Origin of the sequence: Streptomyces sp. NBC_00252 (genome assembly GCF_036187565.1) — a bacterium.
Taxonomy (GTDB): Bacteria; Actinomycetota; Actinomycetes; order Streptomycetales; family Streptomycetaceae; genus Streptomyces.
On the sequence record NZ_CP108087.1, the window covers coordinates 2,220,260 to 2,245,029 of the forward strand.

25 protein-coding genes and 1 pseudogene are annotated in these 24,770 nt (G+C 70.1%); 13 read left to right on the forward strand and 13 right to left on the reverse strand.

Annotated features, from left to right (window positions below; translation table 11 throughout):
- Window positions 1–6: 6 nt before the first annotated feature.
- Window positions 7–636 carry a winged helix-turn-helix transcriptional regulator gene (locus OHT77_RS09625; RefSeq protein ID WP_328827724.1) on the reverse strand — a complete coding sequence of 210 codons (630 nt, stop codon included), beginning with the start codon at window positions 634–636 and terminating at the stop codon, window positions 7–9.
- An 88-nt stretch (window positions 637–724) separates the two neighbouring features.
- On the opposite strand from OHT77_RS09625, the gene OHT77_RS09630 reads away from it, so the two are divergent.
- From OHT77_RS09630 to OHT77_RS09650, 5 genes are read left to right on the forward strand one after another with little or no spacing between them, the layout of a single operon-like run.
- On the forward strand, window positions 725–1,933 hold the full coding sequence (locus tag OHT77_RS09630) for a pyridoxal phosphate-dependent aminotransferase (RefSeq protein WP_328827727.1): 1,209 nt from the start codon (window positions 725–727) through the stop codon (window positions 1,931–1,933).
- Between the two features lie 36 nt (window positions 1,934–1,969).
- Window positions 1,970–2,503, forward strand: coding sequence for an HAD domain-containing protein (locus OHT77_RS09635; protein ID WP_328827728.1), 534 nt, complete (start codon window positions 1,970–1,972; stop codon window positions 2,501–2,503).
- A 3-nt stretch (window positions 2,504–2,506) separates the two neighbouring features.
- Window positions 2,507–3,106: a histidine phosphatase family protein gene (locus OHT77_RS09640; RefSeq protein ID WP_266773970.1), complete on the forward strand. Its 600-nt coding sequence runs from the start codon at window positions 2,507–2,509 to the stop codon at window positions 3,104–3,106.
- Window positions 3,107–3,165: 59 nt separating this feature from the next.
- On the forward strand, window positions 3,166–3,825 hold the full coding sequence (locus OHT77_RS09645) for a hypothetical protein (protein WP_328827729.1): 660 nt from the start codon (window positions 3,166–3,168) through the stop codon (window positions 3,823–3,825).
- A 55-nt stretch (window positions 3,826–3,880) separates the two neighbouring features.
- Window positions 3,881–4,303, forward strand: coding sequence for an acyl-CoA thioesterase (locus OHT77_RS09650; RefSeq protein ID WP_328827730.1), 423 nt, complete (start codon window positions 3,881–3,883; stop codon window positions 4,301–4,303).
- A 34-nt stretch (window positions 4,304–4,337) separates the two neighbouring features.
- Here the strand turns inward: OHT77_RS09650 and OHT77_RS09655 are convergent, their stop codons facing one another.
- Window positions 4,338–4,727, reverse strand: coding sequence for a winged helix-turn-helix transcriptional regulator (locus OHT77_RS09655; protein ID WP_266773967.1), 390 nt, complete (start codon window positions 4,725–4,727; stop codon window positions 4,338–4,340).
- 102 nt (window positions 4,728–4,829) lie between these two features.
- On the opposite strand from OHT77_RS09655, the gene OHT77_RS09660 reads away from it, so the two are divergent.
- Window positions 4,830–6,269 carry an MFS transporter gene (locus tag OHT77_RS09660; RefSeq protein WP_328827731.1) on the forward strand — a complete coding sequence of 480 codons (1,440 nt, stop codon included), beginning with the start codon at window positions 4,830–4,832 and terminating at the stop codon, window positions 6,267–6,269.
- Between the two features lie 128 nt (window positions 6,270–6,397).
- Here the strand turns inward: OHT77_RS09660 and OHT77_RS09665 are convergent, their stop codons facing one another.
- Entirely contained in the window at window positions 6,398–7,252 is an 855-nt protein-coding gene (locus tag OHT77_RS09665) for an NAD(P)H-binding protein (protein WP_328827732.1), read from the reverse strand.
- A 96-nt stretch (window positions 7,253–7,348) separates the two neighbouring features.
- Between OHT77_RS09665 and OHT77_RS09670 the strand changes: the two genes are divergently transcribed.
- Together OHT77_RS09670 and OHT77_RS09675 are read left to right on the forward strand one after the other, a co-directional pair.
- On the forward strand, window positions 7,349–8,152 hold the full coding sequence (locus OHT77_RS09670; protein WP_328827733.1) for an AraC family transcriptional regulator: 804 nt from the start codon (window positions 7,349–7,351) through the stop codon (window positions 8,150–8,152).
- A gap of 59 nt (window positions 8,153–8,211) precedes the next feature.
- Window positions 8,212–8,542, forward strand: a pseudogene (locus tag OHT77_RS09675) (chitosanase); the annotation flags it as partial.
- On the opposite strand, the gene OHT77_RS09680 reads toward OHT77_RS09675, so the two are convergent.
- From OHT77_RS09680 to OHT77_RS09710, 7 genes are all read right to left on the reverse strand, one after another.
- Entirely contained in the window at window positions 8,527–9,891 is a 1,365-nt protein-coding gene (locus OHT77_RS09680; RefSeq protein WP_328834199.1) for a nucleobase:cation symporter-2 family protein, read from the reverse strand. The pseudogene OHT77_RS09675 and the gene OHT77_RS09680 sit on opposite strands and share 16 nt — an antisense overlap.
- A gap of 266 nt (window positions 9,892–10,157) precedes the next feature.
- Window positions 10,158–11,537 (reverse strand): 8-oxoguanine deaminase, encoded by a 1,380-nt coding sequence (locus tag OHT77_RS09685; protein ID WP_328827735.1) that lies wholly within the window; start codon window positions 11,535–11,537, stop codon window positions 10,158–10,160.
- A 119-nt stretch (window positions 11,538–11,656) separates the two neighbouring features.
- Entirely contained in the window at window positions 11,657–12,580 is a 924-nt protein-coding gene (gene pucL, locus OHT77_RS09690) for a factor-independent urate hydroxylase (RefSeq protein WP_328827736.1), read from the reverse strand.
- Window positions 12,581–12,586: 6 nt separating this feature from the next.
- Window positions 12,587–12,985, reverse strand: a complete 399-nt coding sequence (gene uraH / locus OHT77_RS09695; RefSeq protein ID WP_328827737.1) for a hydroxyisourate hydrolase — start codon at window positions 12,983–12,985, stop codon at window positions 12,587–12,589.
- On the reverse strand, window positions 12,982–13,500 hold the full coding sequence (gene uraD / locus OHT77_RS09700) for a 2-oxo-4-hydroxy-4-carboxy-5-ureidoimidazoline decarboxylase (RefSeq protein ID WP_328827739.1): 519 nt from the start codon (window positions 13,498–13,500) through the stop codon (window positions 12,982–12,984). The genes uraH and uraD overlap by 4 nt, the downstream gene beginning before the upstream one ends.
- A 156-nt stretch (window positions 13,501–13,656) precedes the next feature.
- Complete coding sequence (locus OHT77_RS09705; RefSeq protein ID WP_328827741.1) at window positions 13,657–14,025, reverse strand: helix-turn-helix domain-containing protein; 369 nt, start codon at window positions 14,023–14,025, stop codon at window positions 13,657–13,659.
- Complete coding sequence (locus tag OHT77_RS09710) at window positions 14,022–14,273, reverse strand: thiamine-binding protein (RefSeq protein ID WP_266773958.1); 252 nt, start codon at window positions 14,271–14,273, stop codon at window positions 14,022–14,024. The genes OHT77_RS09705 and OHT77_RS09710 overlap by 4 nt, the downstream gene beginning before the upstream one ends.
- A 138-nt stretch (window positions 14,274–14,411) precedes the next feature.
- Here OHT77_RS09710 and OHT77_RS09715 point away from each other — a divergent pair, with 138 nt between their 5' ends.
- The 4 genes from OHT77_RS09715 (at window position 14,412) to OHT77_RS09730 (ending at window position 18,499) form a co-directional block, all read left to right on the forward strand.
- On the forward strand, window positions 14,412–15,242 hold the full coding sequence (locus tag OHT77_RS09715) for a TIM barrel protein (protein WP_328827742.1): 831 nt from the start codon (window positions 14,412–14,414) through the stop codon (window positions 15,240–15,242).
- Window positions 15,243–15,282: 40 nt separating this feature from the next.
- The gene (locus OHT77_RS09720) at window positions 15,283–16,173 is read left to right on the forward strand and encodes a 2-hydroxy-3-oxopropionate reductase (RefSeq protein WP_328827744.1); all 891 of its coding nucleotides are present in this window, start codon (window positions 15,283–15,285) and stop codon (window positions 16,171–16,173) included.
- A gap of 266 nt (window positions 16,174–16,439) precedes the next feature.
- A complete protein-coding gene (locus tag OHT77_RS09725; RefSeq protein ID WP_328827745.1) occupies window positions 16,440–17,897 on the forward strand; it encodes a catalase in 1,458 nt (485 codons plus the stop codon).
- Between the two features lie 368 nt (window positions 17,898–18,265).
- A complete protein-coding gene (locus OHT77_RS09730; protein WP_328827746.1) occupies window positions 18,266–18,499 on the forward strand; it encodes a hypothetical protein in 234 nt (77 codons plus the stop codon).
- Between the two features lie 192 nt (window positions 18,500–18,691).
- On the opposite strand, the gene gcl is transcribed toward OHT77_RS09730, so the two are convergent.
- Window positions 18,692–20,476, reverse strand: coding sequence for a glyoxylate carboligase (gcl, locus tag OHT77_RS09735; RefSeq protein ID WP_328827747.1), 1,785 nt, complete (start codon window positions 20,474–20,476; stop codon window positions 18,692–18,694).
- A gap of 175 nt (window positions 20,477–20,651) precedes the next feature.
- Between gcl and OHT77_RS09740 the strand changes: the two genes are divergently transcribed.
- Window positions 20,652–21,359 carry a hypothetical protein gene (locus tag OHT77_RS09740; protein ID WP_328827748.1) on the forward strand — a complete coding sequence of 236 codons (708 nt, stop codon included), beginning with the start codon at window positions 20,652–20,654 and terminating at the stop codon, window positions 21,357–21,359.
- A gap of 51 nt (window positions 21,360–21,410) precedes the next feature.
- Here the strand turns inward: OHT77_RS09740 and OHT77_RS09745 are convergent, their stop codons facing one another.
- Complete coding sequence (locus OHT77_RS09745) at window positions 21,411–23,018, reverse strand: AMP-binding protein (RefSeq protein WP_328827749.1); 1,608 nt, start codon at window positions 23,016–23,018, stop codon at window positions 21,411–21,413.
- On the reverse strand, window positions 23,015–24,685 hold the full coding sequence (locus OHT77_RS09750) for an AMP-binding protein (protein ID WP_328827750.1): 1,671 nt from the start codon (window positions 24,683–24,685) through the stop codon (window positions 23,015–23,017). Before OHT77_RS09750 ends, OHT77_RS09745 begins: the two co-directional genes overlap by 4 nt.
- Between the last annotated feature and the right edge of the window lie 85 nt (window positions 24,686–24,770).

The following is a 24,770-nucleotide window of genomic DNA, read 5'->3' on the forward strand; positions in this document are numbered from 1 at the left end:
CCGGTGTCACGCCTCCCGCAGCGCCTTCGCGAGCGTGCCGTCGCCGGTCACCTCGACCCGCCCGGCACGCACCGCGTCGGGAAGGCTCAACTCCCCCTGCGCGACGGCCGTGCAGGTGTCGACGTCGAGGACGAGCCGGGCGTCGGGCTCCCGGGGCGCGACCCCCTCGCCGTAGACGAGTTCGCCCTCCTCCAGCCCCGCGTACACGTGGAACTCCCCCTCTTCCAGCCGGACTTCGACCAGTCCCTCGCCCTCCAGCGCCCGCAGCAGCGGCAGCGCGAACCAGTGCGCGCGCACCGCGTCGGTGGGCCGCCGCTCGCCCAGCTCGGGTGCGCCCCACGCGCCGAGGGCCTGGAGGACGGGCAGCAACTCCCGCCCCCGGCCGGTGAGTTCGTAGACGTAGACCGCTCCCGGGGGCGGCAGTCGGCGACGCGTCGTGAGTCCGTCCCTTTCCATGTCCTTGAGCCGTGAGGCGAGTACGTCCGTGCTGACACCTGGCAGATCGGCGTGCAGGTCCGTGTAGCGGCGCGGGCCGGCGAGGAGTTCGCGGACGATCAGCAGGGTCCAGCGGTCGCCGACGAGGTCGAGCGCGCGGGCCGCGGAACAGTACTGGTCGTAGCTTCGGCGAGGTGACATGCGACGCAGTCTAGACATGTTGTTGGACTTTCCAAGCTCACACTTGGTAAAACCAAGCAACACACGAAGCCGATGGGGCGAGGGCGCAATGGAGTTCCGGCAGTCGAGCAAGCTCAGCGAGGTCTGTTACGAGATCCGCGGTCCGGTGATCGAGCACGCCAACGCACTGGAGGAGGCGGGCCACAGCGTCCTGCGCCTGAACACCGGCAACCCCGCGCTCTTCGGCTTCGAGGCACCCGAGGAGATCATCCAGGACATGATCCGGATGCTCCCCCAGGCGCACGGCTACACGGACTCGCGCGGCATCCTCTCGGCCCGCCGCGCGGTCGCCCAGCGCTACCAGACCCTGGGTCTCGAAGTGGACGTGGACGACGTGTTCCTGGGCAACGGCGTCTCCGAACTGGTCTCCATGGCCGTACAGGCACTGCTGGAGGACGGCGACGAAATCCTCATCCCCGCCCCGGACTTCCCGCTCTGGACGGCGGTGACGACCCTCTCCGGCGGCAAGGCGGTGCACTACCTCTGCGACGAACAGGCCGACTGGTACCCGGACCTGGACGACATGGCGGCGAAGATCACCGACCGCACCAAGGCCGTCGTCATCATCAACCCGAACAACCCGACCGGCGCCGTCTACCCCAAGGAGATCGTCGAGGGCATCCTCGACCTCGCCCGCCGCCACGGCCTGATGGTCTTCGCCGACGAGATCTACGACCAGATCCTCTACGACGACGCCGTGCACCACTCGGCCGCGGCGCTCGCCCCCGACCTGGTCGTCCTCACCTTCTGCGGCCTGTCGAAGACGTACCGCGTGGCCGGCTTCCGCTCGGGCTGGCTGGTGGTCACCGGCCCCAAGCAGCACGCCAGGAACTACCTGGAGGGCCTCACAATGCTGGCCTCCATGCGGCTGTGCCCCAACGCGCCCGCGCAGTACGCCATCCAGGCCGCGCTGGGCGGCCGCCAGTCCATCCGCGACCTGACCGTGCCCGGCGGACGGCTGCACGAACAGCGCAACGTGGTGTGGGAAAAGCTGAACGAGATCCCGGGGGTCTCCTGCGTGAAGCCGAAGGGCGCGCTGTACGCGTTCCCCCGGCTCGACCCCAAGGTGCACAAGATCCACGACGACGAGAAGTTCGTCCTGGACCTCCTGCTCCGCGAGAAGATCCAGGTGGTCCAGGGCACCGGCTTCAACTGGCCGACCCCCGACCACTTCCGCATCCTCACGCTGCCGCACGCCGACGACCTGGAGGCGGCGATCGGCCGGATCGGCCGCTTCCTCGGCGGATACCGCCAGTAGCAGCTATCCGCACACCGCCCTGGGTAGCTCCTCCGCATGACCGACCGCCCGCTGCTCCTCCTCGACGTCGACGGCCCCCTCAACCCGTACGGCGCCCGGTTCCTGCGCCACCGCGGCTATGTCACCCGGCGGATGTGGCCGCCGAACTGGTCCGCCCGGCAGGAGCCGGGCTCCCGGCGGCTCCGGCGCGGGCTGCGGGTCCGTCTGCACCCGGGGCACGGCGCACGCATACGCACGCTGCCGTACGAACCGGCCTGGGCCACCACCTGGATGCACCAGGCCAACGAGATGATCGCGCCGGTGGTCGGGCTGCCCGGCGATCTGCCGGTGATCGAGTTCACCGACCTGTTCGCCGAGGCCCCGGACGGCCTCTACTGGAAGACCCGCCAGATCGTGGCCTGGGCCGCGGGCCGCCCCTTCGCCTGGGTCGACGACCTGGTCACCGACCTGGACGTACGCCATGTCGAGGCCCACCATGACGGGCCCGCACTCCTCCTCAAGGTGGACCCGCGCAGGGGGCTGCGGGAGAGCGATTTCGCGACGCTGGAGCAGTGGGCCCATAGCCTGTGAGCTATGGGCGATCTTTTCCTCGTACGGCACGGAGAGACCGAATGGTCCCGGTCGGGGCGGCACACCAGCTCGACCGATGTCCCGCTCACCGCGAAGGGGCGGGAGGAGGCGCGCTGCCTGGTCCCGCTGATCCGTTCGCACCGGGTCGGCGCGGCGTTCGTCAGCCCCATGCAACGCGCGCGGGAGACCGCCGAGCTGATCGGGCTGACGGACGGACGCATCGACGTCGATCTGCGCGAGTGGGACTACGGCGGCTACGAGGGCATCACCACCGTCGAGATCCAGCGCACCCGGCCGGGCTGGTTCCTGTTCACCGACGGGGTCGCGCCCGGGCCGCCCGACCACCCCGGCGAGAGCCCGGAACAGGTGGGCCAGCGCGCCGACCGCGCCCTGGCCAAGGTGGACGCGGCCCTCGCCAACACGGAGGGCGTGGTCGTCCTGGTCGCGCACGGCCACTTCCTCCGGGTGCTCACCGCGCGCTGGCTCGGGCTGCCGCCGTCGAAGGGCGCGTTGTTCCAGCTCGCGACCGGAACCCTGTGCCGGCTGGGCACGGAGCACGGACGGCCGGTCATCGCCGCCTGGAATGTCAGACCCCCGTCGTAGCCTTCGAATGGGAGCGCGTACGACGTCCCAGTGGGCCGAAAGCCGGGAAGGAGCACGCCGTGACACGACCGCCGACCTCCGCGCAGCGGCGTGTGATCGACGCCGCCGATCCCGTCACCGGACGGCTGCGGGGTACGGAGACGCAGCTCGCCGCGCTGGTGAAGCGGGGACTCGCGTTCCGGCACCCGCGCCCGCCCCACGACCACTTTCTGACCCCGGCGGGGCATCGCATACGGGAGTCGCCGCCGGACGTCGTGGAGTCCGCGCCCGCCGTGGCACCCGCGACCACGACCTCGGCCTCCGGGGTGTTCGCCGCGCGCATCGGCGGTGAGGAGGCGTCGGACACCGCTCCCGCCGCCCGCACGCGCGAGGTGCACAGCGCCTGGCAGGGGCTGTTGGAGCTGCGGCGGATGACCAATCCGGACGGTTCCGTGGAGCGGCCGTGCGGCTGGGAGCGTACGCATCTGGTGCAGGCCGCCGCGCTCGCCCTGGAGGCCGCGGGGCACCGGCCCGCGGTCAGGGACGCGACGGGACAGGAGTCCGCGGGCTACAAGGTGCGCGTCACCCCGCAGCCGGAGGCGGTCGCCGTGCGCGATCCGGACGGGGAGGCGCTGCGCGCCTGCGCGGGGACGCTGGAGCGGGCGGGCTGGCAGGTCAGCGAGCACAAGGAGCCGCGCACGGGGGCGAGTTACCTGCTCGCGTCACCGCGACGGACGTGACGGGCATGCCAAGATCGGTCGGTCAGATCGTCCATCAGTACGAGAAGGGAACGCAGTGAGCGAGCCGTTTTCCGTCCCGGTGACCGTCCGCGGATACGAGACCGACAGCCTGGGGCACCTCAATCAGAGCGTGTACCTGCAGTACGCCGAGCACGCCCGCTGGTCGGCGCTGACCGCCGCGGGGGCGGGCCAGCCCGAGCTGATCGCCGTGGGGATCGGGCCGGTCGTCCTGGAGACCACCATCCGCTATCTGCGCGAGCTGCGCGTGGACGAGGAGGTGACGGTGAGCTGCGGCTTCGAGTGGGGCGAGGGCAAGACGTTCCGCGTGCTGCAGACGATCACCAAGGCCGACGGCACGGTCTCCGCGGAGATCGTGTCGACCGGCGGACTGCTGGACCTCCAGAAGCGCAGGCTGGTCGCCCAACCGCAGGAGGTCTTCCGGAAGTTGACCACCGACCCGGGCCTGTTCGGGCTCTGAGCCGGCATGCCGGGGACGACCTGAACTCCCGGTCCTACTCGGGCTCGCGCTCGGTGTCGTAGGCCGCACGGGACTCCGCGATGTAGACGCGGTTGCGCTCCGCCCAGTCCGTCAGACCTTGCAGGGTCTCGTGCAACTCCCGCGCCACCGGGGTGAGTTCGTACTCGACCTTCGGCGGCACCGTGGCGTGCACGGTGCGGGTGACGAGTCCGTCGCGCTCCAGGTTGCGCAGGGTGAGGGTCAGCATGCGGCGGCTGATGCCCTCGATGCCGCGCTCCAACTCGGTGAAGCGGATGGGTCCGTGGGCCGCCGCGACCAGGATCTGGACGCTCCATTTGCCGGAGACCCTGTCAAGAACCTCACGGACCGGGCAGGCGTGCGCGTTCACGACCTGGACGGTTACACCGGTGTTCCCTCGGGACATCGAAGTGCCTCCTTACGACGGCCTCCATGGTTCCTCACGATGTACCCCGTTACAAGTCGTGCACCAACGGTGCCCATGGAAACCCACGGAGGTCAGGCCGCCATGACGGCACTCACCCAGTCACCCACCCGCCCCGCACGCCGAACGTACTCCCGCTGGGCGTCGCTCGTCGTCCTCTGCGCGGGGACGCTGATGACGATCCTGGACGGCAACATCGTGGTCGTCGCCCTCCCGGCGATCCAGAACGACCTCGGTTTCTCGGGGGCGGGGCTGGCCTGGGTGGCGAACGCGTATCTGATCCCGTTCGGCGGACTGCTCCTCCTCGTCGGACGGCTGGGCGATCTCGTGGGCCGCAAGCGGATGTTCGCGGCCGGGCTCGCCGTGTTCACCGCGGCCTCCGTGCTGTGCGGGGTCGCGACGAGCCAGGGCCTGCTGATCGCTGCCCGGGCCGTGCAGGGCGTCGGCGGGGCGATGGCCTCGGCGGTGGTCCTCGGGATGCTGGTCGCGCTCTTCCCCGAACCGCGTGAACAGGCCCGCGCCATCGCGGTGTTCAGCGCGGTCGGCGCCGGGGGCGGGGCGCTCGGCACGTTCCTCGGCGGGGCGCTGACCCAGGCCCTGAACTGGCACTGGATCTTCCTCATCAACCTCCCGATCGGGATCGTGGCCTGGCTCGCGGCCGTCCGCGTCCTCGCCCCGGAACAGGGCGCAGGACTCGGCAAGGGCGCCGACTACCCGGGGGCCGCGCTGGTCACCGGCGCGCTGATGCTGAGCGTGTACGTGATCGTCGGGTCCGGCACCCGCCCGCTCACCCCCACCCTCCTGCTCGCCGCCCTCGCCCTGGCCCTCTTCGTGGCGTTCACCGTCCGCCAGGCCCGGGCCGCCCGCCCGCTGCTGCGCCTCCGGCTGTTCCGCTCCCGACTCCTGACCGGGGCGAACGCCGTACAGATCCTGATGATCGGCACGATGTTCGGCTTCCAGTTCATCGGCGCGCTGTACCTCCAACGCGTCCTGGGCTTCAGCGAGTTGCTCACCGGCACGGCCTTCCTCCCGGCACCGGTCGCGATCGGCGCCCTGATGCTCGGCCTCTCGGCCCGCACCATCGGCCGCTACGGCGCCCACCGCGTCCTGCTCACCGGCCTCGTCCTCATCATCGCCGGGATGGCCCTGCTGAGCCGCGCCCCCGCCGACGGCTCCTACGTCCGGGACGTCCTGCCGGCCCTGCTCCTGCTGGCCACCGGTTTCGCCGCCGCGATGCCCGCACTCACCGGGCTCGCCATGTCCGGGGCACGGGAGGAGGACGCGGGCCTGGCCTCCGGGCTCTTCAACACGACGCAGGTGGTGGGTGGTTCGCTGGGGCTGGCGGTGCTGACGACGCTGGCGGCGGGGCGGACGGACGAGCTGGTTTCCAGGGGGGTGGAGTTGATACCGGCGACTGCGGAGGGGTACCAACTCGCCTTCCGGACGGCGGCGTTGATCGCCGTGGCTGCGCTGGTGCTGGCGGGCGTGGCGCTGCGCTCGGGGAAGGAGCGGGCGCGGGGGTGAGAGCAGGGTGAAGGAGGCGGGAGCAGAGGCAGGGGCAGCAGCGGAGGCGGAAGCAGGCCTGACATCCCTACGGCCGCGCCCCCGCGTCCCCGCTTGCACCCCGTGTCTCTGCCTCGCCCCCGCCCGACTCACCCCTCCCCGAACGCCGCCCGGTGGTCCACGACCCACTCCCGGTAGGTCCGTGCCGGACGCCCCAGCACCTCCCCCACGTCGTCCGTGACGACCTCGTTGCCGCCGTCCCTCACGAACGCGCGGCTGATCTCGGAGGCGTCGATGAACGTGTCGCTGAAGCCCAGTCCGAGGAGGTACTCGCGGGCCTCGGCGGAGGAGAGGTCGCGTACCGGGACCGGGCGGCCGAGGATGTCGGCGAGGACGGCGGCCTGGGCCGGGACGCTGAGCACCTCCGGGCCGGTCAGGGTGTACGTCCGCTGCGAGTGGGCCGGGTCGAGCAGGGCCGCCACCGCCACCTCGGACACGTCGCGCGGGTCGACGACCCCCTGGCCGCCGTCGCCGCTGGTGTTCGGTACCGGGCTGCCGGCGCGCAGGGACGCCGCCCAGCCGAGGGTGTTCGTGGCGAAGGCCGAGGGGCGCAGGATCGTCCACTCCAACCCGCTGTCCCGCACGGCCTGTTCACCGGTCACGTGCCAGGTGCCGACCGGTCCGACGGCGGGTTCGCCGGTGCCGATGCCGGAGAGCTTCACGATCCGGCGGACGCCGGCCGCCCGGGCCGCCTCGACGAGACCCCGGTCGTGCTCGGCGTCGTCCGGGCCGAACACCCCTACCAGGAAAGCGGCTTCGGCGCCGGTCAGCGCGGCCTCCACCGAGGCCCGGTCGGCCGGATGGCCCCGTACTGCCTCGACTCCCGAGGGAAGGTCGGTCCGTTCGGGGTCACGGGTCAGGGCGCGGACCTTCTCGCCGCGCGCCGCGAGCTGTCGTACGACTTCACTGCCGATGGTGCCGGTGGCACCCGTCACGAGGATCATGGTCACCACAGTGGGCGGGGAAGCGGCCCGGGTTCTAGGAGATTCCGGCACGTTCGGGGGCCCGTTCCGGCACGCGGGCGCGCTTACCGTGGAGGGGTGACGAACGCCCTGTCCGAGCGGGTCGTGGACCTGCCCGACGAACTGCGCCCCTGGATCACCCGTGTCGGCGTGCTGCGGCTCGACACCGTGCCGAAGAAGCCGTTCGTCCATCTCCCGGACGCGGACACGAAGGTGGTCGTGCGGGTCGAGGGCGACGGGCGGCGCAGTGTTCTCGTCGTGGGGCCGCGCGTCCGGGCCACGTACCACGCGGGCAAGCCCATCGTCTCCTGCGTGGAGGTACGCCTGGCGCCCGGGACCACGCTGCCGCTGCTGGGCGTCCCGGCGGTCGATCTCGTCGGCCGGGCGGCGTTCCTGGGCGACCTGCCGGGCAAGGAACCGCGTCAACTGGCAGCCGAACTCCTGGGGTTGGACCCCGATCCCGAGTCGACGACGACGCGGCTCGCCGAGATCCTCCCCGCCCGCCTCAGCGCCGTAGCGGACCCCTCCCGTACCGAACTCGTGCGGGCCGGCGTCGACGCGATGTCGATCCGCACCGGCCGCCTCCCCGGCCCGGTACCGGACGTGGCCCGTGAACTCGCCGTCAGCGAGCGGCAGTTGCGCAACCTGTTCGCCGAGGGGGTCGGCCTCTCCCCCAAGCACTACGCCCGCATCAACCGCGTCCGCGCCGTACTGGCCCACGCCACGGAGCTGTCCTGGGCCCAACTCGCCGCCGTCACCGGCTATTACGACCAGTCCCACATGACCTCCGACTTCCGCGCCCTGATGGGCGTCCCACCTCGCTCCTACTTCACGGGCCGCCTGCCGGAGGCGATGCCCTGCCGGGTGATCCGACGCGGCTGAGACGAAATGCGGGGACCGTACGCACACCCCGCCCTGGAGACGACGTGCCCCTGTTCCGGACCGGCGGGATCATCGGGTTCTGCTCCGGGACCAGCGACATGCCGGCCCTCGTGGAGCTGTACACGCAGCGGGTCCGCGACCACCGCCGCGTTCCGGCAGGCGCAGCGCGACCAGCGGGACCGCGGTTGCTTCGACCCGGCCGTGGCCCGTGCGAAGAAGGACGGGGTGGGCGCGCTCGGGCAGTTCGTCTCCTACGACGCGATGGTGATGCACGGCCCGGGCACGGACCCCCTCTCCTTCGACGGCATCCGCGACCGGGCCCGAGGCAATCTCGACCTGGATCCGCCGCTCAACTGGCAGGTGTACGGCGACAGTTACGAGATCGGCTGACGCGCGAGGGGTACGGCAGGGGGCGTGGCCCCGGCCTGTTCGCGGGCCCGGCCGAGGTGGTGGAAGACCAGGTTCAGCGCCACCGCGGCGACGCAGCCCGTGGAGATGCCCGAGTCGAGGACGATCCGAACGGTCTGCGGGAAGGCGTGGTAGAACTCCGGCGCGGTGATCGGGATGATGCCGACGGCCAGCGAGACCGCCACGATGAGGATGTTGTCGTCGCGGTCCAGGCCCGCCTTGACCAGGGTCTGGATGCCGCTGGCGGCGACCGAGCCGAACAGGACGACGCCCGCTCCGCCGAGGACCGGGCGGGGTACGACGGCGATGAGCGACGCGGCCATCGGGCACAGGCCCATGAGGACCAGGAAGCCGCCGCCGGTGGCGACGACGTACCGGCTGCGGATGCGGGTCATGGCGACCAGGCCGATGTTCTGGGCGAAGGCGCTGCACATGAAGCCGTTGAAGAGGGGGCTGAGGGCGGAGCCGAGGGTGTCGGCGCGCAGGCCGGCCGCGATGGTCCGTTCGTCGGCGGGGCGGTCGACGATCTCGCCCAACGCCAGCATGTCCGCGGTGGATTCGGTCATCGAGACCACCATCACCACGCACATCGAGATGATCGCGGCGACCTGGAACTGCGGTGCGCCGAAGTGGAAGGGGCTCGGGAAGCCGATGGCGTCGGCGTCGGCGACCGGGCTGAAGTCCGTCGCGCCGAACGGGATCGCGAGGAGAGTGCCGATCAACAGGCCCAGCAGGACGGCTATTTGTTTGACGAAGCCGCGGGTGAACCGGCGGAGGACCAGGACGATGACGAGTGTCGCCGCCGCCAGCCCGAGGTACGTCCGTGAACCGTAGTCGTGTGCCGAGGGGTCGGGTCCCTGCGCCCAGCCGAAGGCCACGGGCAGCAGGGACACGCCTATCAGCGTGATCACGGTGCCGGTGACGACCGGCGGGAAGAAGCGGACCGCCTTGCTGAAGAAGGGGGCGGCGAGGAAGCCGAGGAGGCCGGCGACGATCACCGCGCCGAAGATGATCGGCAGCGCGTCGGACTTGTCCTTGGTGGAGGCGACGATCGCGGTCATCGGGGCGACACCGGCGAAGGTGACGCCGTTGACGAAGGGCAGCCGGGCGCCGATCTTCCAGATGCCGAGGGTCTGCAGGAAGGTCGCGAGGCCTGCGGTGAAGAGGCAGGCGCCGGTGAGGAAGGTGAGTTCGGTGCCGGAGAGGCCGACGGCCGCGCCGACGATCAGCGGCGGGGCGACGACTCCCGCGTACATGGCGGCCACGTGCTGAAGGCCCGTGGTGGCCATCTTGAGTGCGGGGAGTTTCTCGTCAACGGGGTGGATGGACACGTGCTCGTCAACGGGACGGGTGGTCACGGCGGCTCCTCCGGGCGGGTAACACGTCGGCTCTGACGTGGGTTTCAGGAGGTGGTGCGCGGTCGTGCGGGACCGGGACGGAACCCAACACACAGGGTGGGTAGGGCCGTTCCGGGGCGCGCACAGGTGTGCACGCCCCGGCCACGGCCACCGGACGAGGGCCGTCCCCCTCGACCGGAGATCTTCAACTGGGCGACCCGGCAGGGCGGTTCACACCGGCCGGGGTCGCCGCTGTCGGCTCAGTGCTGCGCGGCGATCCGGGCCAGGCGCCGGGCCTCGTCCCGCGTGGAGCGGGCGATCGTGTCCTCGTCGACGTGCAACAGGCGGCCCGACTCGACGATCTGACGGCCGTTCACGAAGGAGGCGGTGACGGGGGCCGCGGCGCCGAAGACGAGCGCGGTCACCGGGTCGGCGATCGAGGCGTGGGCCAGCGTGTCCAGGTTCCACAGCACCAGGTCGGCGAGCTTGCCCGGCTCCAGGGAGCCGATCTCCCCCGCACGGCCCAGGACCTGGGCGCCGCCGTAGGTGCCGAGGCGCAGTGCCTGGCGGGCGTTGAGGGCGGCTTCGCGGTGGGCGCCGAGGCGGTTGATGAGGAGCGCGTTGCGCAGTTCGGTGTGGAGTTCGCCGGACTCGTTCGAGGCGGTGCCGTCGACGCCGAGGCCGACCGGGACGCCGGCGGCGAGCATGTCGGGGACGCGGGCGATCCCGGCGGCGAGGCGGGCGTTGGACGAGGGGCAGTGGGCGACACCGGTCTTCGTACGGGCGAAGGCGGCGATGTCGGAGTCGTTCATGTGGACGCAGTGCGCCATCCACACGTCCTCGCCGAGCCAGCCGGTGGACTCGAAGTAGTCGGTCGGGCCCATGCCGAACAGCTCCTTGCAGAACTGCTCCTCCTCGACCGTCTCCGAGCCGTGCGTGTGCAGCCGCACCCCGAGCCGGCGGGCCAACTCGGCACCCTGCTTGAGGAGTTCGGTCGACACGGAGAACGGTGAGCAGGGAGCGACGGCGACCTGGGTCATCGCGTCGAAGGAGGCGTCGTGGTGTTCCCGTACGGTCGCCTCGGTCGCGGCGAGTGCGCCTTCGAGGGTCTCGACGGCGAAGTCCGGGGGCAGTCCGCCGTCCTTCTCGCTGCGGTCCATGGAGCCGCGGGCCAGCGTGAAGCGGACGCCCATTTCGCGGGCGGCGCCGATGATCGCGCCGGAGAGGTCGCCGGAGCCCTGCGGGAAGACGTAGTGGTGGTCCATCGCGGTGGTGACTCCACCGCGGGCCATCATCGCGAGGGAACCCTGCGCGGCGGCACGGACCATCTGCTCGTCGATGCGCGCCCAGGTCGGGTACAGCGCGACGAGCCAGTTGAAGAGGTTGTGGTCGGTGGCCAGACCCCGGGTGATCCACTGGTAGAAGTGGTGGTGGGTGTTGACCAGGCCGGGGGTCACCAGATGGCCCGAGGCGTCGATCCGGCGTACGACGTTCTCCAGGCCCTCGGGGGCGCTGCCCGCGCCGAGGGACTCGATGCGGTTGCCGGCGACGACGAGGTGCCCGGTCGCGTACTCGGTGTCGTCGGCGTCGACGGTCGCGATCGAACAGTTCTCGATGACGGTGCGCTGAACTGCTGCCATGGTTCGTCCTCTGCACTGTGGGAGTGGGCACGGCAGGACCCCGGGATTTGAGTACCGCGGCCCGCACGGGACGGGCGGGCCACGGGTGCCGCAAAGTGAGCCGGTGGAGCGGGAGTTGCTCAGAGGTTGGTGAGGTCCACCGGTATCCCCGGCTCGCAGCCGTCCCGCAGGACGGTCGCCTCGATCAGGCCGTAGGGCCGGTCGGCGGCGAAGTACACCTCGTTGTCGTTCTTCAGCCCGAACGGCTCCAGGTCCACGAGGAAGTGGTGCTTGTTGGGGAGGGAGAAGCGGACCTCGTCTATCTCGCTGCGGTTGTTGATGATCCGCGAACCCATCTGGTACAGGGTCTGCTGGAGCGACAGCGAGTACGTCTCGGCGAAGGCCTGGAGCATGTGCTTGCGCACCTGCTCGTAGGACTTCTCCCAACTGGGCATCTTCTGCTCGTCGTCGGTCCAGTTGAAGCGCCAGCGGGCGGAGACCTGGGTGGCCAGGATGCGGTCGTAGGCCTCGGGGAGGGTCGTGTACTTGTCCTTGACGTAGCCCCAGAACTCGGAGTTGGTCGAGTTCATCACGACGAGGTCCTTGAGGCCGGAGATGACCTCCCACTTCTCACCGTCGTAGGTGATCTGGGTGACCCGGGTCTCCTGGCCCTTGCGGACGAAGGAGTGCTTGACCTCGTCGGCGCCGATGAACTGGGAGTTGGCGTCTGAGGTGTCGATCCGCTCCCAGGAGTACTCCTCGATGCGGATGCGCGCGGTCTTGATCGGCTCCTGGCTGGTCACGAAGTGCCGGGCGAGGTGGATGCCGAACTGCTCGGCGGACTCGATGCCGTGCTCCTTGGCGAACGCGTACACCGTGTTCTTGGTGGTGTCCGTCGGCAGCACGTTGGCGTTCGAGCCGGAGTAGTGGACCTCGTCCATGTCGCCGCTCAGCGCCACGGACACGTTGAGGTCCTTGATGTGATGGGTGGCGCCGTCCCGCGTGATCTTGACGACTCGGTTCTCGGCCTTGCCGTACTGGTTCTGTCCCAGGATCGTGGGCATCTTCTGCTAGCTCCCTCGGTAAACGGAGTAGCCGAACGGGTTGAGCAGCAGCGGTACGTGGTAGTGCTCGCCGGGCTTGACGGCGAAGGTGATCGCCACCTCGGGGAAGAACACTCCGGTCGCACCGCTGTCCCGATTCGCGGGGGCGTCCTGCTGCGCATCGGCTTGCTTCTCTTCGAAATACGGCTCCACCGCGAAGTCGAGCCGTACGTGTGTGGTGCCCTCCGGCAGCGCCGGGAGGTCCTTGCAGCGGCCGTCCGCGTCGGTGGCCGAACCTCCGAGCGGCTGCCAGTCCCCCAACGGGCCGCTGCGCGCGGCGAGTTGGACGGCCACGCCCTCGGCGGGGCGGCCGACGCTGGTGTCCAGGATGTGCGTGGACACCGAGGCGGTGGTGCTGGTGCTCATGCTCGGGCTTCCTCTTCGACGATGCGGGCGAGCCGGATACGGTTGATCTTGCCCAACTCGGTGCGGACGATCTCGCGTTCCCGCTCCGGCGCGTTGCCGATCCGCTCCTTGACCGCGTCGCGCATCTGCTCGCCGGTCCGGCCGGTGGCGCAGATCAGGAACACATGACCGAACTTCTCCTGGTAGGACAGGTTCAGGTCGAGCATCTCGGCCCTGAGGTCCTCGGAGGCGCCCGCCATGCCGCGCTGTTCGCGGGCGGAGGTGGGGTCGCCGGGCTTGGGGCGGCCGATCGGCGGGTGGCCGGCCATCGCCTCGGCCAGGTCACCGTCGGTCAGCCCGGCCGTCGCGGTGTCGCTCGCGGCGTACAGGTCCTCGGGTCCGGCGTACGGACGGGCGGCGAGCAGCCGCCGCGCCCACGCCGTGGAGGCACACGCCTCGAGGAGTACGGCGAACGCCGCGTGCTCCTCCAGGACGTTGAACCGGGCGAGCCCCGGCGGCGTGAAAGTCGACGTCACGGCAGCCTCCGTGGCCTTGTGCTGAACGGGCTGCCCAGTAGCTAACGCGCTCGGAAACACGACGTCAACACTTTGTTGAAAATTCCGGGTAACAAAGAGGACGCCGGTGTCCGGCCGGCTCCGGCGGGTGCGGTCGGCCGCCGCCCGGGCTACGGCTCAGGCGTCCTTCTCGCGGTTCAGGTAGTTGTAGACGGTGAACCGGCTGACCCCGAGGGCGCCCGCCACGGTCTCGACGCCGTGCCGCACGGAGAAGGCGCCGCGGGCCTCCAGGACCCGTACGACCTCCTGCTTGGTCTTGCGGTCGAGGTCGGCGAGGGGCTTGCCCTGCTTGCGCTCCATCGCGGCGAGGATGTGGTCGAGCGAGTCCGCGAGCTGCGGCAGGCGTACGGCGACGACGTCGGCGCCCTCCCAGGCGAGCACGACGTCGTCCGGCCCGGCCTCGTCGGGCGGCACCATCTCCCCGCCCATGGCGTCGACCAGCGGCTTCACGGCCGTGATGAACGGCTCGTCCCCCATGCCGGTCATCGTCCGCTCTCCCCGATCACGTTGAGCTGGAGCGAGACCCGGGTGGCGCCGGCCTCCAGCGCCCTGCGCAGCAGCGCGTCCACGGCGGTGAGCACCTCGCCCGCGTCCCCTTCGGCGGTGTTGCCGAACGGCCCGACGTCGACGGCGTCCAGCTCCGCGGCCTCGATGACCTCCCTGGCCACCAGCGCATGCGCCGGCGCCTCGTCGAGATCGAAGGGCTCTGTCGTGAACTCCACTCGCAATCGCACGGGCACAACCTAACGCGCGGTGCCGTTTTCCGCCGAGCCCTCTTGACAAGCTCCGACCCTCGACGGCAATCTTCCATTAAGCAGAAACAAACTTCCGTAATACGGAATAACAAACCACGGAAGGGAGCGCAGCGGCTCATGGGATTCGCAGACCAGCGCTTCAACGTCAACCTGTCGATCCTCTTCACCGAACTCCCGCTCCTGGAGCGCCCCGCGGCAGCCGCCGCGGCCGGCTTCACCGCGGTCGAGCTGTGGTGGCCCTGGATCGACTCCCCCACCCCCGAGCAGTCCGAACTCAACGCGCTCAAGCGGGCGTTGGAGGACGCGGGCGTCCAACTCACCGGCCTGAACTTCTACGCCGGACAGCTCCCGGGCCCCGACCGCGGCGCCCTGTCGATCCCCGGCGAGGAGTCGGAGCGGTTCCGCGCGAACATCGACGTGGCCGCCGACTTCGCCCAGTCCGTCGGCGCCACGGCGCTCAACGCGCTGTACGGCAACCGCGTGGAGGGCGTCGACCCGGCCCAGCAGGACGCGCTCGCGCTGGAGAACCTGGTCCTCGCGGCCCGCGCCGCCGACCGGATCGGCGCGGTCCTGCTGATCGAGGCGCTCAACCGGCCCGAGTCGCCGCTGTACCCGCTCGTCAGCGCCCCCGCCGCCGTGGAGGTCGTCGACAAGGTCAACGCCGCGTCCGGCCTCGGCAACGCGCGCTTCCTCATGGACCTCTACCACCTGTCCATGAACGGCGAGGAACTCCCGTCCGTGATTGAGCAGTTCGCCGCGAAGACCGGCCATGTGCAGATCGCGGACAACCCCGGCCGCGGCGCCCCCGGCACCGGCACACTCCCGCTGGAAGACCTCCTCGACCAGTTGCGGAAGTCCGGTTACGACGGCTGGGTGGGCCTGGAGTACAAGCCCGGCGACCGCCCGAGCGCCGAGGCCTTCGACTGGCTCCCGCGCGCGGCGCGCTGAACTCCCCCTACTTCGCTGAGCAGTTAGAGAGGTCCCCTTCATGAGCAGTCTCCCCAAGATCGCGTGGATAGGCCTCGGCATCATGGGCTCCCCCATGTCCGAGAACCTGATCAAGGCGGGCTACGACGTCACCGGCTTCACCCTCGAACAGGACAAGCTGGACCGCCTGTCGGCCGCCGGCGGCACCGCGGCCGGCTCGATCGCCGAGGCCGTGCGCGACGCCGACGTGGTGATCACCATGGTCCCCGCCTCCCCCCAGGTCGAGGCGATCGCCTACGGCCCGGACGGCATCCTGGAGAACGCCCGCGCCGGCGCCCTCCTCATCGACATGTCGTCGATCACCCCGCAGACCTCGGTCGACCTGGCAAAGGCCGCCGCGGACAAGGGAATCCGGGTCCTGGACGCCCCCGTCTCCGGCGGTGAGGCCGGGGCGATCGAGGCAGTGCTGTCCATCATGGTCGGCGGCGGGCAGTCCGACTTCGAGGAGGCCGAGCCGATCTTCGACGCGCTCGGCCGGACCATCGTGCTGTGCGGTCCGCACGGCTCGGGGCAGACCGTGAAGGCCGCCAACCAGCTGATCGTCGCCGTGAACATCCAGGCGTGCGCCGAGGCCGTGGTCTTCCTGGAGAAGTCGGGCGTGGACCTGGCCGCCGCGCTCGACGTCCTCAACGGCGGGCTCGCGGGCTCGACCGTGCTGACGCGGAAGAAGGACAACTTCCTCAACCGCGACTTCAAGCCGGGCTTCCGGATCGACCTGCACCACAAGGACATGGGCATCGTCACGGACGCGGCCCGCAATGTCGGCGCCGCGCTGCCCGTCGGTGCCGTGGTGGCCCAGCTGGTCGCGTCGCTGCGCGCCCAGGGCGACGGCGGCCTCGACCACTCGGCGCTGCTGCGCGCCGTGGAGCGGCTGTCGGGCGCCCAGCTCTGACCAGCCCGTCCTGATCGATCGGTCCGTTCCGACCGGTCCGTTCTGATCGGTCAGTTCCGATCCGTCCGTTCTGATCGATCCCCAAGACTTCCGGGCCGCGGTGTCGCTGACATCTGTCCTGTCGCGCCCAGGCGGCGCCGCGGTCCGGAATCCCCACGTAATCGGGTTCAACAAACTGTTGACGTCCCGATCGCCCCAAACCTAGGCTCCACAAAGCGGAAAACAACTTCCGAAGAATTCCGCTGCCCCTCGTACGGAAGGTCACGATGTCGAAGCGCGTGCTCACCACCGAGTCCGGCGCCCCGGTCGCCGACAACCAGAACTCCGCGTCCGCCGGCATCGGCGGCCCGCTCCTCCTCCAGGACCAGCACCTCCTGGAGAAGCTCGCCCGGTTCAACCGCGAGCGCATCCCGGAGCGCGTGGTGCACGCCCGCGGCTCCGGCGCGTACGGCTACTTCGAGGTCACCGACGACGTCACCGGCTTCACCCACGCCGACTTCCTCAGCAGCGTCGGCAAGCGCACCCAGCTGTTCCTGCGCTTCTCCACGGTCGCCGACTCGCTCGGCGGCGCGGACGCGGTGCGCGACCCGCGCGGCTTCGCGGTCAAGTTCTATACGGAGCAGGGGAATTACGACCTCGTCGGGAACAACACCCCGGTCTTCTTCATCAAGGACCCCATCAAGTTCCCGGACTTCATCCACTCGCAGAAGCGCGACCCCTTCACGGGCCGCCAAGAGCCGGACAATGTATGGGACTTCTGGGCGCACAGCCCCGAGGCCACGCACCAGGTGACCTGGCTGATGGGCGACCGGGGCATCCCGGCGTCGTACCGCCACATGAACGGCTACGGCTCGCACACCTATCAGTGGACGAACGCCGAGGGCGAGGCCTTCTTCGTCAAGTACCACTTCAAGACGAACCAGGGTGTCCGCAGCCTGTCCTCGGACCAGGCCGCGGAGTTGGCGGGCAAGAACCCCAACTCCCACCAGACGGACCTGCTGCAGGCCATCGAGCGGGGCGTGAACCCGTCCTGGACCCTGCACGTGCAGATCATGCCGGCGGCGGACGCGGCGGAGTACCGCTTCAACCCGTTCGACCTCACCAAGGTGTGGCCGCACCGGGACTACCCGCTCCAGCGCGTGGGCCGCCTCGTCCTCGACCGCAACCCGGACAACGTGTTCGCCGAGGTCGAGCAGGCCGCGTTCTCCCCCAACAACTTCGTGCCGGGCATCGGTCCTTCGCCCGACAAGATGCTCCAGGGCCGCCTGTTCGCCTACGCGGACGCGCACCGCTACCGCCTGGGCGTCAACCACACCCTGCTCGCGGTGAACGCCCCCAAGGCGACGACGGCGCGGAACTACGGCCGCGACGGCTTGATGGCGTCCAACCCCCAGGGCCGTGGGGTGAAGAACTACGAGCCGAACTCCTACGACGGCCCGACCGAGACCGGCCGCGCCCTGTCGGCGCCGCTGTCGGTCACCGGCTACACGGGCACGCACGAGGCACCGCAGCACACCAAGGACGACGACTTCTACCAGGCGGGCGAGCTGTACCGCCTGATGTCGTCCGAGGAGCGGTCCCGTCTCGTCGCGAACATCGCCGGCGGCCTGTCCCAGGTCTCCCGCGACGACGTGATCGAGAAGAACCTCGCGCACTTCCACGCCGCCGACCCGGAGTACGGCCGGCGCGTGGAGGAGGCGGTCCACGCCCTGCGCGAGGACTGACCCCACCGACGGCCCGTGTGTGCCGGACGACCCGGATGAGGGGTGGTCACCGGCACGGCACGGGCAGGGCCAGGACCGCGGCGGAGTGCGAGCCAGTGCGGTGGTAAAGGCACCGAGGCCTCCTTCTCGACCTGAGGGAAGGAGCACCCCGGTCCCGTCGCGACCGCCGCGGTCCCAGCCGACTTCTCCACGTCCCGTGGAGCCCCCTCTCCCCCCAGACTCCGTCCGGCGGCGCGAACGACCTGACACGCCCAGCCTCGCGCCACCGGACGGCCACCACGACGAGCGCCGGATACGGACAGTCCCGTATCCGGCGCTCTTCTGTGTTTCCGGGTGCGGATCGGGCGTGCGCGCAGCAGCCTGAAGGCATGGCACACCCATCGGAACGTCCGCACATCGTGGTGCACGCCCCTGCGCTGGATGGCTCCCGCCGGGTCACCAGCGGGGATGTGACCCTGGGGATCGCGTCGCACCTCGATGATGTCGTCGAGATTCTGCGGCTGGCCGATCTTGATCGGATCGAGGTCGAGGAGAGTGACCTGATCGAGTGGCAGGGGGGTGGGCCGGAGGAGTGGCCTGGTCTCTCGGAACTCGATCTGTGAACCTCGGGTAGACCTCTGGGGCGGGTCGGGGGTGCCTGGGGCTGTTCGTTGCGGGGTGCGGGTCGGTATGTGGCTGGCCGCGCAGTTCCCCGCGCCCCTTTTGTGGCGCTTCGCGCCTACAAAGAGGGCGACCAAAACAAGGCGGGGCGGCCCATCCTCTCGGATGGGCCGCCCCGCCTTTGCTTCCGTCTTTTACACCTTCAGCGTCTTGATCGACGTGGGTGCGTGGGCCGGTTCTGTTGCCAGTTCTTCGAACTCCACCACGTTGCTGATGTCGTTCGTCTTGCTCATGGCGATGTTGGTGATGCGTTCCAGGATCGCTTCGACGACGACCGGGACGCGGAACTCCGCGGCGAGCTTCTTGGCCTGTTCGAAGGCTGCGCCGAGTTCTGCGGGGTCGGTGACGCGGATGGCCTTGCAGCCGAGGCCTTCGACGACCTTGATGTGGTCGACGCCGTAGACGCCGAGCTCGGGTGAGTTGATGTTCTCGAATTCCAGGTTGACCTGGAAGTTGATGTCCAGGCCGATCTGGGCCTGGCGGATGAGGCCCAAGTAGGCGTTGTTCACGAGGACATGGACGTAGGGGATGCGGTGCTGCGCGCCGACCGCCAGTTCTTCGAGCATGAACTGGAAGTCGTAGTCCCCGGAGAGGGCCACCACCGACGCCTCGGGGTCGGCCTTCGCGACGCCGAGGGCGGCGGGGATGGTCCAGCCGAGGGGGCCCGCCTGGCCGCAGTTGATCCAGTGGCGGGGGCGGTAGACGTGCAGCATCTGGGCGCCGGCGATCTGGGAGAGGCCGATGGTGGAGACGTACCGGGTCTCCGGGCCGAAGGCCTTGTTCATCTCCTCGTAGACGCGCTGGGGTTTGATCGGGATGTTGTCGAAGTGCGTACGGCGCTGGAGAGTTGCCTTCCGCTCCTGGGCCGAGGCGGCCCACTGCGAGCGGTCGGGGAGGGCGCCCGCTTCCTTCAACTCCCTTGCCACCTCGACGAACAGCTCCAGCGCCGCCTTCGCGTCGGACGCGATGCCGTAGTCGGGGGCGAAGATCTTGCCGATCTGGGTGGGCTCGATGTCGACGTGGACGAAGGTGCGGCCCGCCGTGTAGACGTCCAGCTTGCCGGTGTGGCGGTTGGCCCAGCGGTTGCCGATGCCGAGGACGAAGTCGGACTCCAGGAAGGTCGCGTTGCCGTAGCGGTGCGAGGTCTGGAGGCCGACCATGCCGGCGTTCAGCTCGTGGTCGTCGGGCAGGACGCCCCAGCCCATCAGGGTCGGGACGACCGGCGTGCCGGTCAACTCGGCGAATTCGACGAGGAGTTCGGCCGCGTCCGCGTTGATGACACCGCCGCCCGCGACGAGCAGGGGGCGTTCGGAGGCGTTGAGGAGACCGATCGCCTTCTCGATCTGCGCCCGCGTCGCCGTCGGCTTGTACACCGCCAGCGGCTCGTACGTCTCCGGGTCGAACTCGATCTCGGTGAGCTGCACGTCGATCGGCAGGTCGATCAGGACCGGGCCCGGGCGGCCGGAGCGCATGAGGTGGAAGGCCTGCTGGAAGACGCCGGGGACCTGGGCCGCCTCCAGGACCGTGATGGCCATCTTCGTCACGGGGGCCGCGATCGACGCGATGTCGACGGCCTGGAAGTCCTCCTTGTGGATCACGGCGGTCGGGGCCTGGCCCGTGATGCACAGGATCGGGATCGAGTCGCCGTTCGCGGAGTAGAGGCCGGTGATCATGTCGGTGCCGGCCGGGCCCGAGGTGCCGATGCAGACACCGATGTTGCCGGGACTGGTACGGGTGTAGCCCTCGGCCATGTGCGAGGCGCCCTCGACATGGCGGGCGAGGGTGTGGTGGATGCCACCGGATGCCTTGAGCGCGGCGTAGAACGGGTTGATCGCCGCACCCGGGACGCCGAACGCGTCGCTGACGCCCTCGCGCTTGAGGATCTCGACTGCCGCGCGGGCAGCGGTCATACGAGCCATGGAGTACTCCTGCTTCGGCTGTCGGAATCACCTCACCGGCGCGCCCCGCGGTGAAAGCTCCTCGCTAGCTTCTGACTTCCGCATTGCGGAATTTAACTTCTACTATCTGGAAGTAATGTAAGTGGGGTGACCAAGGCCGTCAAGAGACGGACAAGCAAGGGTTTCCAGGAGGACCATGGGGCTCATGTCCGAGAGCGTGCCGGTGCGGTGTCCGGCCTGCCGACGTGAGCACGTCTACGCTGCGCCGTCGTACCCCTGTGTGTGCGGAGCCCCCGTCGCCCCGCCGCTGGATCAGCGCGGCGTGGCCACGGTCGTGACCCACCGGGTGTGGGACGAGGACTGGATCGCGGTGCGCTGTGCGGCCTGCGGGCGGCTCGACGAGTGGCCGTACCCGGAGCTGGGCTGCCCGTGCGGGACCCTGCTGCGGATCCCCGTCGCGGGGGAGGAGCCGACCTCGGAACCCGCGGTGCGGACCACGCGGCTCGGGGCCGATGTGCGGGGGCGGCCCGCCTTCCAGCCGGTGACGATCCGTACCGCGCGCGACGCGGTCACCGCCGCCGCGCTGTATCTGCGCTGGCTCGGCTACCGGGACATCCGCCGCGCCGACCAGCGGCCCCCGTCCGGCATCGGTCTCGCCGCCCGCGGCATCCTCGCGCAGGTGGACCCGACCGTCCGCCCCGCGTCACTGCGGGACGTGGAGTGCCTGTGGCTGACCGCCATGACGGAGTCCACCGAGTGCGTCTACTTCTCCCTCGCCGGGTACGCCGACGACGCCCGCGCCCACGCGGACACCCTGGGCGTCCCCCTGTTCGTCCTCGACCTCACGGGCACACCGCAGCCGGTGAACGACCTGGCGGATCAACTCGACGCGGCGGGGAGCTAGTCGGTCCCGTCGGACCCGCCGGGGCACGGCAGGTCCACGGGCACCTCCACCTCACTCCCCCCGCACCGCCCGCTCCCGCAGCTCGATCTTCCGCACCTTGCCCGACACCGTCATCGGGAACGCGTCCATCGTCTGCAACAGGCTCGGGATCTTGTAGTGCGCCAGCCTCCCGTCACAGAAGGCACGCACCTCCTCCAGCGTCGGCGGGTCCGCCGGGTCGCGGGGGATGACGCAGGCCAGGACCTCCTCGCCGTAGCGCTCGTGGGGGATGCCGACGACCTGGACGTCCGCGATCTTCGGGTGGGTGTAGAGGAACTCCTCGATCTCGCGCGGGTAGATGTTCTCGCCGCCCCGGATGATCATGTCCTTGATGCGGCCGACGATCTCGACGTAGCCGTCCTCGCGCATCATCGCCAGGTCGCCCGTGTGCATCCAGCGGCCGGCGTCGATCGCCTCGGCGGTCTTCTCGGGCTCGTTCCAGTAGCCGAGCATCACGCTGTAGCCGCGGGTGCACAACTCCCCTGCCGTGCCCCGGGGTTGGGTGACGCCGGTAGCCGGGTCGACGACCTTGACCTCCAGGTGCGGCAGCACCCGGCCGACCGTGCCGGTGCGGTGTTCGAGGTCGTCGTCCCGCCGGGTCTGGAGCGAGACCGGGGAGGTCTCCGTCATGCCATAGCAGATGGACACCTCCGCCATGTGCATCTCGGCGACCACCCGCTTCATCACCTCGACCGGGCAGGGCGAGCCCGCCATGATGCCGGTGCGGAGCGAGGAGAGGTCGTAGGACGCGAAGTCGGGGAGGTTCAACTCCGCGATGAACATGGTGGGTACGCCGTAGAGCGAGGTGCACCGCTCCTGCTGTACGGCCCTCAGGGTCGCCGCCGGGTCGAAGGACGGGGCCGGGATCACCATGCACGCGCCGTGCGAGGTCACCGCGAGGTTGCCCATGACCATGCCGAAGCAGTGATAGAAGGGCACCGGGATGCAGACCCGGTCCTGCTCGGTGTAGGTGATCGACTCCCCCACGAAATAACCGTTGTTGAGGATGTTGTGGTGGGAGAGGGTGGCTCCCTTGGGGAAGCCGGTCGTGCCCGAGGTGTACTGGATGTTGATGGGGTCGTCGCAGGACAGCTCGCTCCCGCGGGTCCCGAAGTCCTCGTACAGGTCGGGCGTCCCGCGCCGCAGCAGCGCGTCCCAGCTCGGGTCGCCGATGTACACGACCTCGCGCAACTCCGGGCACCTGCCCCGGACTTGGTCGACCATCGCCCGGTAGTCGCTGCTCTTGTGGCCGACCGAGGCGAACAGGACGGAGATTCCCGCCTGGTTGAGGACGAACTCGACCTCGTGGGTGCGGTACGCCGGGTTGATGTTCACCATGATCGCGCCGATGCGGGCGGTGGCGTACTGGACGAGCACCCACTCCGCGCAGTTGATCGCCCAGATCCCGACCCGGTCCCCCTTGGCCACCCCGCTCGCGAGCAGCGCGTACGCCAACTCATCGACGGCGGCGGCGAATTGGGCGTAGGTCCAGCGTCGGCCCGACGGCACGTCGACGAGCGCCTCGCGGTCGGGCCAGGCGGCGACGGCCCGGTCGAGGTTCGCGCCGATGGTGTCGCCGAGGAGTGAAGTCCCGCTGGTTCCATGGGAGTACGAGTTCACCGGAAGTCCTCCTCGCGGTACTCGGCGGCCGACCCTGCGGCGGTCGCCTCGCGCAGTTCGATCCTGCGGATCTTGCCGGAGACCGTCTTGGGCAGCTCGGCGAACTCCAGCCGCCGGATGCGCTTGTAGGGGGCGAGGACGTCACGCGAGTGCTCGAACAGCACCTTCGCGGTGTCGGGTCCCGGCTCCCAGCCGGCCGCGAGCACGACGTAGGCCTTCGGTACGGCGAGCCGCAACTCGTCCGGCGCGGGCACCACGGCGGCCTCGGCCACCGCCTCGTGCTCCAGCAGCGCGCTCTCCAGCTCGAACGGGGAGATCTTGTAGTCGGAGGCCTTGAAGACGTCGTCGGAGCGGCCGACGTAGGTGATGTAGCCGTCCTCGTCGCGGGAGCCGATGTCGCCGGTGCGGTAGTAGCCGCCGGCCATCGCCTCCGCCGTACGGTCCGGGTCGCCGTGGTAGCCGGTCATCAGGCCGACCGGCGGGTCGGACAGGTCGAGCGCGATCTCGCCCTCGGCCGCGCCGGGCGCACCCGACACCGGGTCCAGCAGTTCGACCCGGTACCCCGGACTCGGCCGCCCCATCGACCCCGTCTTCAGCGGCTGGCCGGGGCTGTTGGAGACCTGGACGGCGGTCTCGGTCTGCCCGAAGCCGTCCCGGATGGTGACGCCCCAGGCCCGCCTGACCTGCTCGATGACCTCGGGGTTCAGCGGCTCCCCCGCCGCCAGCGCCTCGCGGGGCGGGGTGCGCAGCTGGGTCAGGTCGGCCTGGATGAGCATGCGCCACACGGTCGGCGGGGCGCAGAAGGTGGTGACGCCCGCGCGGTCCATCTCGGCCATCAGCCGGGCCGCGTCGAAGCGCGTGTAGTTGTGGATGAAGACGGTCGCCTCCGCGTTCCACGGCGCGAAGAGGTTCGACCAGGCGTGCTTGGCCCAGCCGGGCGAGGAGATGTTGAGGTGCACGTCGCCGGGCTTGAGGCCGATCCAGTACATGGTGGCCAGATGGCCGATCGGGTACGAGGTGTGGGTGTGCTCGACCAGCTTGGGGTGGGCGGTGGTGCCCGAGGTGAAGTAGAGCATCAGCGGGTCGTCGGCCAGGGTCGGCGCGTCCGCCGTGAACTCCGCGGAGGCGGTGTCCGCGTCCGCGTAGGACCGCCAGCCCTCGACGGCGCCGCCGACCGCGATCCGGGTGTACGACCCGGGCACCTCGTCGAACTTGGCCGCGTCCTCGGAGCGCACGATCACCTGCCGGACCCGGCCGCGGGCGACGCGGTCGCGCAGGTCGGCGGGGCCGAGCAGCGGGGTGGCGGGGATGACGACGGCGCGCAGTTTCATCGCGGCGAGGGCCGTCTCCCACAGCTCGGTCTGGTTGCCGAGCATGACGAGGATGCGGTCCTCGGGGCGCACGCCCTGGGCGCGCAGCCAGTTGGCGACGCGGTTCGAGCGCTCGGACATCTCCGCGAAGGAGAGGGCGGACTCGGTGCCGTCCTCCTCGACGATGCGCAGGGCCGTGCGGTCGTTCCCGGCCGCGATGGCGTCGAACCAGTCGAGCGCCCAGTTGAAGTGCTCGGGCCGGGGCCAGGAGAAACCCTCGTAGGCCGTGGCATAGTCCTCGCGATGTGCCAACAGGAAATCCCGCGCACTACGGAACGACTCACTCGCCGTCGTCATCTGTCCTCCTAAGTACCGGACCATTGCCGGGCGGCCCTCTGACATCGTGTAATCCGTGATGTGGGTCTCACTACCCCCGTACGGG

Excerpts from the sequence above, each read along its gene's own strand:
- OHT77_RS09625 (WP_328827724.1), bottom strand. The coding sequence starts at position 636 with ATGTCACCTCGCCGAAGCTACGACCAGTACTGTTCCGCGGCCCGCGCG.
- OHT77_RS09630 (WP_328827727.1), top strand. The coding sequence starts at position 725 with ATGGAGTTCCGGCAGTCGAGCAAGCTCAGCGAGGTCTGTTACGAGATC.
- OHT77_RS09635 (WP_328827728.1), top strand. The coding sequence starts at position 1,970 with ATGACCGACCGCCCGCTGCTCCTCCTCGACGTCGACGGCCCCCTCAAC.
- OHT77_RS09640 (WP_266773970.1), top strand. The coding sequence starts at position 2,507 with ATGGGCGATCTTTTCCTCGTACGGCACGGAGAGACCGAATGGTCCCGG.
- OHT77_RS09655 (WP_266773967.1), bottom strand. The coding sequence starts at position 4,727 with ATGTCCCGAGGGAACACCGGTGTAACCGTCCAGGTCGTGAACGCGCAC.
- OHT77_RS09660 (WP_328827731.1), top strand. The coding sequence starts at position 4,830 with ATGACGGCACTCACCCAGTCACCCACCCGCCCCGCACGCCGAACGTAC.
- OHT77_RS09665 (WP_328827732.1), bottom strand. The coding sequence starts at position 7,252 with ATGATCCTCGTGACGGGTGCCACCGGCACCATCGGCAGTGAAGTCGTA.
- OHT77_RS09685 (WP_328827735.1), bottom strand. The coding sequence starts at position 11,537 with ATGGCAGCAGTTCAGCGCACCGTCATCGAGAACTGTTCGATCGCGACC.
- pucL (WP_328827736.1), bottom strand. The coding sequence starts at position 12,580 with ATGCCCACGATCCTGGGACAGAACCAGTACGGCAAGGCCGAGAACCGA.
- uraH (WP_328827737.1), bottom strand. The coding sequence starts at position 12,985 with ATGAGCACCAGCACCACCGCCTCGGTGTCCACGCACATCCTGGACACC.
- OHT77_RS09705 (WP_328827741.1), bottom strand. The coding sequence starts at position 14,025 with ATGACCGGCATGGGGGACGAGCCGTTCATCACGGCCGTGAAGCCGCTG.
- OHT77_RS09715 (WP_328827742.1), top strand. The coding sequence starts at position 14,412 with ATGGGATTCGCAGACCAGCGCTTCAACGTCAACCTGTCGATCCTCTTC.
- OHT77_RS09720 (WP_328827744.1), top strand. The coding sequence starts at position 15,283 with ATGAGCAGTCTCCCCAAGATCGCGTGGATAGGCCTCGGCATCATGGGC.
- OHT77_RS09725 (WP_328827745.1), top strand. The coding sequence starts at position 16,440 with ATGTCGAAGCGCGTGCTCACCACCGAGTCCGGCGCCCCGGTCGCCGAC.
- OHT77_RS09730 (WP_328827746.1), top strand. The coding sequence starts at position 18,266 with ATGGCACACCCATCGGAACGTCCGCACATCGTGGTGCACGCCCCTGCG.
- gcl (WP_328827747.1), bottom strand. The coding sequence starts at position 20,476 with ATGGCTCGTATGACCGCTGCCCGCGCGGCAGTCGAGATCCTCAAGCGC.
- OHT77_RS09740 (WP_328827748.1), top strand. The coding sequence starts at position 20,652 with ATGGGGCTCATGTCCGAGAGCGTGCCGGTGCGGTGTCCGGCCTGCCGA.
- OHT77_RS09750 (WP_328827750.1), bottom strand. The coding sequence starts at position 24,685 with ATGACGACGGCGAGTGAGTCGTTCCGTAGTGCGCGGGATTTCCTGTTG.